Here is a 12,813-nt window from a genome sequence, read left to right as displayed (position 1 = left end):
ATTAAATAAATGGAGATTTTTTGTTTTAAGAGTCGTTTAATTTTTATCTAGGAAGTCCTTTTAATACCACAATTTGACCACCTTGGTTGTGTGGTAAATTGGTTGACACGAAATCATCACTTTTCCAGTAGTGAGGTTGAAGTGCTAAAATAAAGGTGTCTGGTACGCCAACTTTATCAGAAACATCAACTAACGATCCGAATTCACCAGAAAAACTAGTGCTTCCTGTTGGAGATAGGTTGCTTTCTATTTTAAGTTCTAAAACAACTTTGGTGTTGTTACCGTTTAAATCAGATTGATAAATATATGCAGCGTGCCCTCTGCTAAAAGAGTTTGGGTCTTCCTGGAAATAAATAAAGTTTTCCGTTACACAAATATTATCTGGACTTTGAAGTGAAGACAGGTTTCCGTCTTTATTATTGCTGTCTGTATTACCACTTACTACTTGTGTTAATTTTCCAGCTAATGGGTTTGTTGCGTCTAGTTCTAATTTGTAAACGGTTCCCCAATCGTTAACATCGCCAGTATTTGGGCCAAGACCTGTTACTGCAAAATAAACGTTTCTTCCGTTGGCATCACTTCCTTTTTGGTAATCTACATCTTCAACTCTTATAAATTGAGAAGCGTTTACGGCAGTACAAGCTGTTTCCATTTCATTTTTTGTCATGGCTGCACCGTTTACTATTTCAACAAACTCTATATCGTAGGTTTTTCCAAAATCAAGAGATCCTTCGTCATAAGTGGTTGCAGGTGTCACATCCATAACGCCACCTGTGCCGTTAGAAACTTGTTTGTATCTAAGAACGTATATTTTACCATTTTCTAAATCGGCATCTCCGTTTTCAGATAAATACATGGTTACTTGACCTTTAGAACCGCTCGAATCATCATCACCACCAATAATAACGGTTTTACCAGAATATGCTCCTTTTGGAAGTGGTACGGCATTTTCCCAAGAAAATTCTCCAAGCGCATCTAAACCAAAATCGGCATTAGGGGTTGGTGTTGTTATCCAAGGGTCTATACCTTTAACATCATACGCAATGCTTTCTGATGCCGATAAAAAGATGTCTTTATCACCACCATGAATGGCTTTCTCCCACATAGTCCCAGAACATTGTCTGGCATAATCTGCAACACCCGCATTTAGCAGCCATTCGCCTTTAAGTGGGTTTAGGTCTTTATCAAAACGAATTCGCGATACACCATAATCGTCTTCCGCATTTACAACATAGATGTAATTCTCGCCATCTTTTAAAAACCCAGCGCCATCTTGAGCCCCAACTAAACGAAACCCGTTGGAAAGTACATCTGTAGAACTTATAAGAGAAAAAGCTTCTACGGCACTAAACTCAGCATGCATAGTAACTAAAGGTTCTAATGTTGATTTGTTTGAAAACATCATAGGTGATGGGGTGAAATCTTCACCATCGGTGCCATCAGCACCATCTTGTCCGTCTACACCGTCTTTTCCGTTTATACCGTTAACACCATCTTCACCTTCACAGCTTATTAGCACAGCACTAGTGGAAGTCATAGCAAAAACGAATAAAAATAGTTTTAGTAATTTGTTCATAATCTCATAATTTTTTTTGATTGTTATTTTGATGCCAAAGGTATAATGGGAGTTTATGATGCTTGTTAAGCCTATGCTGTGGTTTGATTAACTTAGGGTTATTGTAATGTAAAGAAGGTTAATGGGGTATTAATAGAAGCCAATTTTTAGTTTGCTATGTTATTTTAAAATGAAGTCGATAAAATTGTTAGGTTCCTTTTAGTGCTATGACTAATATTTTCTGTTTTTAGGAAGCTTCAGAATTCTTAACTTATTTTTTAGATTTCAAAAAATAGAATAACTGTATCTTTACACTTTAACTTTTACGTTTTATATGCCAGCAAATAGTATTTCATTTAAAAAAACAGGATATTTTTCTTCACTAATTTGTGATTATTTAGATGAAAACCCCACACTGAAACCTTTTTATAACAAGTTTCCGACTCTTGATAATTTTAAAGACCAGATTGATGAGAAGGCGGCATCTTTTAAAACAGCGTCCAGAGCTGTTTTAGTAGAACAGTTAAAAAAGCAGTACCAGCATACGGACGTTTCTGTATCAACTTTAGAAAACATAGAAAGTCTAAAATTGAATAATACTTTCACAATAACCACAGGGCACCAATTGAACTTGTTTACGGGGCCGCTTTATTTTCTGTACAAAATTGTGTCAGCTATCAATCTTTCAACCGAATTAAAACACCGTTACCCAGAATATAACTTTGTGCCCGTTTATTGGATGGCAACCGAAGATCACGATTTTGAGGAAATAAACTATTTCAACTTCAAAGGCAAAAAAGTACATTGGAACAAAGACGCGAGTGGAGCTGTTGGTGAATTGGCTACTGATGGGTTAGAAGCCGTTTTGGATTTATTTTCTTTGGAATTAGGCACCACCAAGAATGCGAATTATTTAAAAACCCTTTTCAAGGAAGCTTATATTAAACATGGAAATTTAGCCGATGCCACGCGCTTTTTAGCAAACGACTTGTTTAAAGCGTATGGTTTAGTTATTATAGATGCGAATGATGCTACTCTCAAAAAACAATTTATTCCATTTGTAGAAGATGAATTATTGAATCAAACATCTTTTAAAAAGGTGTCTGAAACAAATGAAAAAATAAACAAATTATCAAATTACGGCATTCAAGTAAACCCCCGTGAGATTAATTTATTTTATATAACCGAGAAGGTAAGAGAGCGTATTGTTTTTGAAGACGGTATATATATAGTAAACAACACCAATATATCTTGGAGCAAGAATGATATACAAAAAGAACTCTTAGAGCATCCAGAACGATTTTCGCCTAATGTGATTATGCGCCCTTTGTACCAAGAAGTGATTTTACCAAACCTGTGTTATATAGGTGGTGGCGGTGAATTGGCGTATTGGTTTCAATTAAAAGCGTATTTTAACGAAGTGAAAGTTCCGTTTCCGGCACTGTTGTTACGTAATTCTGTGTTGATTCAATCTGAAAATCAATCTGAAAAGCTTCAGAATTTAGCTGTTTCCATTGAAGATGTTTTTTTAAAGCGGGATGGCTTCATTAATAAAAAAGTAAGAGAGATTTCAAATATTGATATTGATTTTTCTGCTCAAAAAACGGCTTTAAAACAACAATTTGAAGCGATGTATAGCCTTGCGGAACAAACGGATAAATCCTTTTTAGGAGCCGTAAAAGCACAGGAAGTAAAACAACTAAAAGGTTTGGATGCTTTAGAAAAGCGCTTATTAAAAGCTCAAAAAAGAAAACTATCCGATCAAGTATTTCGAATGACTGAAATTCAAAATGAGTTATTCCCTAACGGAAGTTTACAAGAACGTAATACAAATTTTTCTGAATTTTATTTAGAATATGGCGACCAGTTAATTCCCAAATTAATTGAGAACTTAAACCCGCTTTCACAAGAATTTACACTTTTAACACTCTAGCAAAAGATGCACAAAATTGACCTTGAATTAGTAGAAATGACCTTAGATGTCATGAAATACACCATTGGCAGAATTTCATCTACAAACCATAAAATAGGAAAGCCTAAAAAGGCGGAAGAGTTAAAAGCATTAGTTGGAGAAACAATTACAAATGAAGGTATAGGTGGAGAAGTCGCTTTTAATTTATGGAAAAAGCATTTAATGAAAGCCAATGTGCCGGTAGACCATCCTAGAAATTTGGCTTTTGTACCAGCGGCTCCAACACGAGCTGCGATTATGTTCGATTTGGTAACCTCGGCTTCGAGTATTCATGGCGCATATTGGATGGAAGGTGCAGGCGGTATTTTTTGCGAAATTGAAGCCATGCGATGGATGGTGTCTTTAACAGGATTACCAGAAGGTGCTTTTGGCGTGTTTACTAGCGGTGGTACAGCGGCAAATTTGTCGGCCATCGTTGCAGCAAGAGAAAACTGGCGAAGTTTAGACGACCAGAATAAAGTAGAAAAAGGACTTATAATAACGTCTATAGGGGCGCATTCCTCTATTAAAGCCATGGCAAAAGTGGCGGATATTGATGTAGTGCTTGTAGATACAGAAGATAGGCTAGAGGGAGAAGCCTTGCAAAACAGCATTAAGAACCTAACAGCACACGAAAGGAAACGATTGTTTGCCGTTGTGGGAACTGGTGGTACAACCAACGCTGGTATTATAGACGATTTATTTGCCATTGGTACCATTTGTGAAAACGAAAACCTGTGGTTTCATGTCGATGCTGCTTACGGTGGAGGCGCTTTGGTGGCCGATTCTGTAAGACATTTATTTAACGGTATTGAAATGGCAGATAGCATCACTATCGACCCACATAAATGGATGTTTTCACCGTATGATTGCGGTGCTGTTATTTATAAGAAGCCAGAATTAGCTAAAAAAGCACATTCTCAAGAAGGATCTTATTTAGATATTTTTAAGGATGAAGGCGCACATGGTTTTAATCCAACCGATTATCAAATACAATTAACACGTCGTGTACGTGGGTTGCCTTTATGGTTTTCATTAGCCATGCACGGAACAGATCGTTATAAGCAAGCTGTAGAGCGTGGTTTAGAATTAGCACAAATTGCAGGAGCTTTAATTGAAAAGATGCCGCATGTCGAGTTGGTTAGAGACCCTAGTTTGTCTTGTGTTTTATATAGAAGAATTGGGTGGAAGCCTGAAGATTATACACATTGGACCTATGAAAACCACAAAAAAGGCTTTGCTCTAGTAGCGCCAACAAAATGGAAAACAGGCGATAGTTTTGAAACTGTTTCGCGTTTTTGTTTTATAAATCCAGATACCACAGAAAAAGATATTCAATTGATTTTAGAGAGCATGGTTTAAAATTTTAAAAAAAATCATAAATCATAAATCGTAATTATAAAATCCTTGCTATTTTTGCGCATGCAACATGACAAGGTACTTATTTTAGACTTCGGATCGCAATACACACAACTTATTGCTCGTCGAGTTCGAGAACTCAACATTTACTCCGAAATACATCCATTCAACAAAATTCCAACCAATTTAGAGGAGTTTAAAGCTGTTATACTTTCTGGTAGCCCTTTTTCAGTAAGAGGCGAACAAGCTTTACATCCCGATTTAACACATATTAGAGGCGAAAAACCTTTACTTGCAGTTTGTTACGGTGCCCAATATTTGGCGCATTTTTCAGGTGGTGAAGTAGCACCTTCTAATACTAGAGAATATGGTCGTGCTAATTTGGCATTTATAAAAGAGGAGGAAGGCTTCTTCAAAAATATTCAAATTGGAAGTCAAGTCTGGATGAGTCATAGTGATACCATTAAAACATTGCCAACAAACGGTGTTTTAATTGCGAGTACGCATGATGTAGCGAATGCTGCTTATAGAATTGAAGGTGAAGATACCTATGCGATTCAATTTCATCCTGAAGTATATCATTCTACGGATGGTAAGCAACTACTAGAAAACTTTTTAGTAAGTATTGCAGGCTTAAATCAAGACTGGACACCAGATTCTTTTGTTGAAGAAACCGTAGCGGCTATTCAAGAAAAAGTGGGAACAGATAAAGTGGTTTTAGGCTTATCAGGTGGTGTAGATTCTACCGTAGCAGCAGTATTATTAAATAAAGCCATAGGCAAAAACTTATACTGTATTTTCGTTAATAACGGATTGCTGCGTAAAAACGAATTTGAAAGTGTATTAAATCAATACGAAGGCATGGGACTTAACGTGAAAGGAGTTGATGCTTCTAAACGTTTTCTTGATGCTTTAGCAGGAATTGAAGACCCAGAATTGAAACGTAAAGCCATTGGTAATTCGTTTATTGAGGTTTTTGATGATGAAGCAAACAAACTTACAGACGTGAAATGGTTGGCACAGGGTACTATTTATCCAGATGTTATTGAAAGTGTTTCGGCAACTGGCGGACCTTCTGCAACCATAAAAAGTCACCACAACGTAGGTGGTTTACCCGATTTTATGAAACTTAAAATTGTGGAACCTTTACGTGCTATTTTTAAAGATGAAGTAAGACGTGTAGGCGCTACTTTAGGCATTGATCCAGAGCTTTTAGGACGTCACCCATTTCCTGGTCCAGGTTTAGGTATTCGTATTTTAGGTGATATCACAGCTGAAAAAGTACGTATCCTTCAAGAAGTTGATGCTATTTTTATTAACGGCTTAAAAGAATGGGGACTATACGATAAAGTATGGCAAGCAGGCGCGATGTTATTACCTGTAAATAGCGTGGGCGTTATGGGCGATGAGCGTACTTATGAAAAATGTGTGGCACTTCGTGCGGTTGAAAGTACCGATGGTATGACGGCCGATTGGGTAAATTTACCATACGAGTTCCTTCAAAAAACATCAAACGATATTATAAACAAAGTAAAAGGTGTTAACAGGGTTGTTTACGACATTAGTTCGAAACCACCAGCGACTATCGAGTGGGAATAAAGCCCCGTTTAAAATAGCAGCTCTTAACATTCTAGTAAAGTTATAGTTACACTATTTATAAGTTATATTTAGTACGTTAAACGGCTTAATTATATACATTGAACGTATATAATTAAGTCGGTACTGAATGGCTGTGTATTAAACGCTTTATTTTTGGCATGTTATATGCATTAAGAAAAACACCATTTTGTTTGTAACGCAATTAAAAAAATAGATTTACATGATTAAATTCTTTTCCGTTTTATGTTTCGCATTAGTGTTCAACTTAAATGCTGTAACAGCACAAAATTTTAGCACCCATCAGGTAAAAAAGGGAGAAACTATCCAAGGTATTGCAACGCGTTATGGTGTAGCAATTTCAGATATTTATACTTTAAATCCAGATGCGAAAAAGGAATTAAAATCCAACACTATTTTAATCATTCCTTTATCTAAGGCTAAAAAACCAGAAGCTATTGTTGTTAAAGAGTTGCAAGGTTATAAAGAACACAGAACGAGTAAAAGAGAAACGTTATACAGTATTGGTAAACGTTACGATGTTACCGAAGATGAAATAAAAAAACACAACACCTTTTTATACGCCAATACATTACGAAAGGGTGATAAACTTCAAATTCCTGTTTATAAATTAATTAAGGAAGAACCTAAAGCAGCTACCAAACCTTATATGGTAAAAGCGAAAGAAGGGAAGTGGCGTATTGCTTATAAATTCGGAATTACAGTACAAGAATTGGAAGATTTAAACCCAGGTTTGGGAGAAACCTTGCAAGAAGGGCAACAAATATATGTGCCTAATTTAGAAAGTGAAGCTGTTAAAGTGGTTGATGAAAAATACAGCTATTACAATGTATTACCAAAAGAAGGGTTTTACCGTTTAAAAATTAAATTGGGCTTAGAGCAAGCTGAATTAGAAACTTTAAACCCAGAGTTGAAAGAGACTGGTTTAAAGGAAGGTATGGTTTTAAAAATTCCGTATACCAATTCTACGAATGTAGCGGGAGAAACCATCTCTAAGAAGTCGCATTTAGAAACCAAAATAACGAATTTCGATACCAAACACATTGCGGTTATGTTGCCTTTTAGGTTAAACCGTGTGAATTTAGATTCTATTGGAAGCGCAAAAAATAGTATTAAAAAAGACCCGTATTTAGAAGCGTCTCTTGATTTTTACACAGGTGTACTAACGGCTTTAGATTCATTGAAAGCTTTAGGAGTCTCTGTTAAAGTCGATGTTTACGATACTAAATACCAAGTAAGTGACGTGATCAGAATTCTAAATGACAATGATTTCAAGAATTTAGATGCTGTTATTGGTCCGTTAACATCAGACACGTTTGATAAAGTAGCGAGCCAATTACTTCCATATCATGTACCTGTTGTTTCCCCAATAGGAACTAATTTGAATTTGTATGAGAATGTATTTCAATCGCGACCTTCAGACGATTTGTTAAAAGGTAGAATCATCAATTTTGTAAAAGCAGATTCACTTCCAAAGAACATTGTTATTATTTCAGATGCCAAAAATGCAGCGGTAGCAACCGATCTTAAACGTGAATTTAGCTATGCAAAACAAGTGTATTCTAGAAAAAATAAAGAAGGTAAGGATGAGAATTTTGTGTATGTTGAAGATATAAGAGCCACCTTGAAACCTGGTAAAAATTACGTGTTTCTAGAAACACAAAGTGAAGGTTTTGCATCAAACGTAACAAGTATTTTGGCTTCTTTAAGTCAACGTGGTGAAGGAAACCCAAATGCTATTGAAATTGTTTTGGTAACAACTAATTTTAATAGTGCTTTTGAGGGAGACCAAGTATCTAACGATCATTTATCTAAACTTAAGTTTCATTTTGCAACCGCTTCAAAATCGTATAACGACACCGAAAGCAATTCGTTTGCTAAACGTTACACGCAAACCTACCATACAACGCCAAGTAAACGTGCTGTAAAAGGCTTCGATTTAACTATGGATGTGGTATTGCGTTTAGCAACGGCAAAAGACATGTATATGTCTGTTAATAACGCACCGCTTACCGAGTATGTTGAAAACAAGTTTGGCTACAAGAAGAAACTGATGGGCGGTTATTATAACGATGCAACTTATATTGTAAAGTACAGCGATTTAACCATTGTTGAGGTAAAATAACGCCAGTGCTAGATAAACAATTTTTAATAGACTTAGCGCATACCAAAATGCCATATGGCAAGTATAAAGACCGCTACTTAATAGATTTACCAGAACATTACGTGGTTTGGTACAACCAAAAAGGCTTCCCTAAAGGTAAATTAGGCGATATGCTAAAACAAGTATACGAGCTTAAATTAAACGGTTTGGAAGAATTGATTTGGAATATTAAGAAGCAGTATCCGAAGCGGTAGTGTTTTTTAAATGGCTCGCTTATTTTTTTTGTAAGGTACAGAATTAGATTTTTGAATTTCTTCCTATATTTAGTTTCCCTAAGTACTATTTCCTTTTTAAATTTTTATGACAAATTATAAATTAAGTAAAATCTTAATTTATGTATAAAAAACTCTGATAGTCAAAAATTAAATACTTTAAAAACATATATTTGTTGTTAACTAATGTTTTTTTATGAAAATTAAGAATTTAACATACGTTGATAACATTCAAGAATGGGAATTATCCTCGATTGATTTTGATAACCTTACTTTATTAGTTGGAATATCTGGGGCAGGTAAAACACAGATTCTTAACTCTATATTAAGTTTAAAGGATATTGCATCTGGTGAATCTAAAAATGGGGTTAAATGGTCTATCGAATTTATTGATGATAAGAATACCTATAAGTGGGAAGGTGAGTTTGAATCGATTGAAGGTACTATTGATGAAATGTTTTCATTTAGTGAAGAAGATGAAGTTAAATCTAAATTAAAATCGGAAACGATATCCACTAATGGTAAAGTTGTTGCTAAAAGAAATTCAACTGAAATAACTTTCCAAAAAAAGAAAATGCCTAAGCTAGCTTTTGATGAAAGTATTATCAATTTATTCAAAGAAGAAGATAGTATTAAATCTATTTATGATGGATTTAAAAAAATAGTATTTCGTGACCATACGAGAAAAGAAGGGGCATTTAATAGATTTCCTTTTAGTGACTTGAAATCGAATATATCCAAGTATAAAACACTAGATGATATAAGAGAAAGTCAACTCGATACTCATCAAAAGCTTGCGTGTTTATATGAAAATCAAAAATCAGACTTCGAAGAAATTGTAGATCGTTATATTGATGTTTTTCCACATATCGAAAAAGTTAAAATGGAACCATTAAAAAATGAAAACATACACAGTTTTTTTAAAGAAGTTCCTATACTTCAATTTAAGGAACGAGGTTTGGATAAATGGATTTATGAAAACAGAATGTCTTCTGGTATGATACGTACTTTTGTTCATATTAGTGAAATGTTTTTATTAAGTGCAGGGACTTTAGTCCTTATTGATGAATTTGAGAATAGCCTTGGAGTTAATTGCATTGATGTATTAACGGAAGATTTGATATTTGAAAATAATAGACTTCAATTTATTGTTACAAGTCATCACCCATATATTATTAATAAAATTCCTTATGAGTATTGGAAAATTGTGAGTAGGACTCAAGGAAAAATAGAAACCTTTGATGCAAAGGATTATAAATTAGGTTCTTCAAATCATGATGCATTTATGAACCTTATAAACCTTCCTTCATTTAAGACAGGAGTAGAGCGACCTTTATAAAATGAATCTTTATATTATTGTCGAAGGCGAACAAACTGAAATGATGTTGTATCCTAGATGGATACAATATTTTATTCCAGAATTAACAAGAGTAGATAATTTTGAAAATATAACAAAGAATTCGTATTACTTGTTTAGTGGACAGGGAATTCCCTCTATTTATAATCATGTTGTTAATGCAATAAAGGATATAAATAAAATAAAAAGATATGATTATTTGATTGTTGTTTTGGATGCTGATGAAATTAGTGTAGAGGAGAGAAAACAGAAAGTAATCGATAGTATTAATAATAGTGGAATAGAGCTTAATCATGCTTGTAAACTTGAAATTATAGTGCAATCGAGGGCTGTTGAAACTTGGTTTTTAGGAAATAGAAGTGTCTATAAAAGGAATCCTCAAGGAGAAAGGTTTAAATTATATTCTAGGTTTTTTAATGTTGAGATTAATGATCCTGAACAAATGGAAAAATCTTTTGGATTTAAAAGAATAGCCCATTTTCATGAGTCTTATCTGAGAGAAATGCTTAAAGAATATAATATTAAATATAGAAAGTCTAATCCTGGAGAGGTTCTAAAAGATTATTATCTAAAAGAATTAATAAATAGAACAAATGATAAAGGCGAGCACTTAAAATCTTTATTTCACTGCTTTAATATCTTCATTGCTATTAAGAATAAGATAACTCGAGATAACTAAAAAAGAGTTTTTGATAAGATTTTGATTGTTCTATAAATTACTGGTAACTCTATAAAATAATTAATTTCATGCAATCATATCGGGCTTTAAATGAAATTATTCATTTAAAGCCAAACTTTTCATCCAAAAACAAATTAATTTTCCTACCAAATAGTTTGTTGAAAACTCATTTCAAATAACTAAAAACTTATTCAAGAATAACTATTTAAATTTTGTAAATTTGCCTGCGTTTATAAGCGCAACATGACAACTACAGCAAAATACATTTTTGTAACCGGTGGGGTTACATCTTCCTTAGGAAAAGGCATCATAGCAGCATCACTTGCTAAGCTATTGCAAGCACAGGGTTACAGGGTAACCATTCAGAAATTAGATCCATACATAAACGTCGACCCAGGTACACTAAACCCGTACGAACATGGCGAATGTTATGTTACGGAAGATGGTGCCGAAACCGATTTAGATTTGGGCCATTACGAACGTTTCTTAAATGTGCCAACCAGTCAAGCAAACAACGTAACTACGGGGCGTATCTACCAAAGTGTGATACAAAAAGAGCGTCGTGGTGAGTTTTTAGGTAAAACGGTTCAGGTGGTTCCTCATATTACTGATGAGATTAAAGAACGTATCCAGATTTTAGGAAAATCGGGCGATTATGATATCGTGATTACTGAAATTGGAGGAACTGTTGGTGACATTGAATCACTTCCATACGTAGAGGCTGTACGCCAATTGCGTTGGGATTTGGGTGAAGATAACGGTATTGTTATTCACTTAACCTTAGTGCCATTTTTAGCTGCTGCAGGCGAGTTAAAAACAAAACCGACACAACACAGTGTTAAAACGTTAATGGAAAGTGGTGTGCAAGCCGATATTTTGGTGTGTAGAACCGAGCACGATTTACCATACGATTTACGTAAAAAATTAGCCTTATTCTGTAATGTTAGAGAAGAAGCGGTGATACAGTCTATCGATGCTTCAACCATTTACGATGTTCCAAACTTAATGTTGGAAGAAGGTTTAGATAAGGTCGTACTTAAAAAACTAGGCTTAAAAAGTTCTGTTCCAGATATCACTAGATGGAACCAGTTTTTAACGCGTCATAAAAACCCTAAAAGCGAAATTACTATTGGCTTAATTGGGAAGTATGTCGAGTTGCAAGATTCATACAAATCTATTTTAGAGGCGTTTATTCATGCAGGTGCAGAAAATGAAGTGAAAGTAAATATAGAATCTGTTCATTCTGAATATTTGAATGAAGACAATATCAAACTTAAATTAGCACATTTAGATGGTGTTTTGGTAGCTCCAGGTTTTGGTGAGCGTGGTATTGAAGGTAAAATTGATGCCGTAAGGTTTGTACGTGAAAACAATGTACCATTTTTTGGTATCTGTTTAGGGATGCAAATGGCTGTTATAGAATTCGCTAGAAACGTGCTGAAACTTAAAGATGCCGATTCTATTGAAATGAGCCCAGAAACAACCAACCCTGTAATAAGTTTAATGGAAGACCAAAAAACCATTACAGATAAAGGTGGTACCATGCGTTTAGGTGCTTGGGATTGCGATTTAAAAATGGGTAGTGTTGTACGTGATATTTATAAAACAGAAAGCATTAAAGAGCGTCACAGACACCGTTATGAATTTAATAGTGTTTATAAGGAACAAATGGAAGCTGCTGGTTTAGTTGCTACAGGTTTAAACCCGAAAACAGGATTGGTAGAAATTGTAGAAATTCCAAGTCACCCATGGTTTATTGGGGTACAATACCATCCAGAATATAAGAGTACTGTTGCCAACCCACACCCTTTATTTGTGGCATTTGTAAAGGCAGCTTTAAATTATAAAAAGAAGAAATCTAGTGTCAGATTGGCACAAAGTTAATAGTGGTCAGTTTTTTGATTATAAACAATACGCAG

9 protein-coding genes are annotated in these 12,813 nt (G+C 34.7%); 8 read left to right on the top strand and 1 reads right to left on the bottom strand.

All coding sequences use genetic code 11. The annotated features are described in order from the left end of the window. Window positions 1-43: 43 nt before the first annotated feature. The gene (locus tag Q5N74_RS11395; protein ID WP_304388937.1) at window positions 44-1,576 is read right to left on the bottom strand and encodes a hypothetical protein; all 1,533 of its coding nucleotides are present in this window, start codon (window positions 1,574-1,576) and stop codon (window positions 44-46) included. Between the two features lie 313 nt (window positions 1,577-1,889). Between Q5N74_RS11395 and bshC the strand changes: the two genes are divergently transcribed. The 8 genes from bshC (at window position 1,890) to Q5N74_RS11355 (ending at window position 12,778) form a co-directional block, all read left to right on the top strand. Continuing rightward, window positions 1,890-3,488, top strand: a complete 1,599-nt coding sequence (gene bshC / locus Q5N74_RS11390) for a bacillithiol biosynthesis cysteine-adding enzyme BshC (protein ID WP_304388935.1) — start codon at window positions 1,890-1,892, stop codon at window positions 3,486-3,488. Window positions 3,489-3,494: 6 nt separating this feature from the next. Further along, window positions 3,495-4,868, top strand: a complete 1,374-nt coding sequence (locus Q5N74_RS11385; RefSeq protein WP_304388934.1) for an aminotransferase class V-fold PLP-dependent enzyme — start codon at window positions 3,495-3,497, stop codon at window positions 4,866-4,868. Window positions 4,869-4,928: 60 nt separating this feature from the next. After that, window positions 4,929-6,464, top strand: a complete 1,536-nt coding sequence (gene guaA / locus Q5N74_RS11380) for a glutamine-hydrolyzing GMP synthase (RefSeq protein ID WP_304388933.1) — start codon at window positions 4,929-4,931, stop codon at window positions 6,462-6,464. 220 nt (window positions 6,465-6,684) lie between these two features. After that, on the top strand, window positions 6,685-8,607 hold the full coding sequence (locus Q5N74_RS11375; protein WP_304388932.1) for a LysM peptidoglycan-binding domain-containing protein: 1,923 nt from the start codon (window positions 6,685-6,687) through the stop codon (window positions 8,605-8,607). Between the two features lie 5 nt (window positions 8,608-8,612). After that, entirely contained in the window at window positions 8,613-8,840 is a 228-nt protein-coding gene (locus tag Q5N74_RS11370) for a DUF3820 family protein (protein WP_304388931.1), read from the top strand. Window positions 8,841-9,054: 214 nt separating this feature from the next. Further along, window positions 9,055-10,197 carry an AAA family ATPase gene (locus Q5N74_RS11365; protein ID WP_304388930.1) on the top strand — a complete coding sequence of 381 codons (1,143 nt, stop codon included), beginning with the start codon at window positions 9,055-9,057 and terminating at the stop codon, window positions 10,195-10,197. A gap of 1 nt (window position 10,198) precedes the next feature. Next, the gene (locus tag Q5N74_RS11360) at window positions 10,199-10,894 is read left to right on the top strand and encodes a hypothetical protein (protein ID WP_304388929.1); all 696 of its coding nucleotides are present in this window, start codon (window positions 10,199-10,201) and stop codon (window positions 10,892-10,894) included. A gap of 243 nt (window positions 10,895-11,137) precedes the next feature. Next, window positions 11,138-12,778 (top strand): CTP synthase, encoded by a 1,641-nt coding sequence (locus Q5N74_RS11355; RefSeq protein ID WP_304388927.1) that lies wholly within the window; start codon window positions 11,138-11,140, stop codon window positions 12,776-12,778. Window positions 12,779-12,813: the final 35 nt, after the last annotated feature.

Source organism: Mariniflexile sp. AS56 (genome assembly GCF_030552475.1).
Classification (GTDB): domain Bacteria; phylum Bacteroidota; class Bacteroidia; order Flavobacteriales; family Flavobacteriaceae; genus Mariniflexile.
The sequence above is the reverse complement of the archived record's forward strand: the minus strand, read 5'-3'. Positions and strand labels throughout refer to the sequence as shown.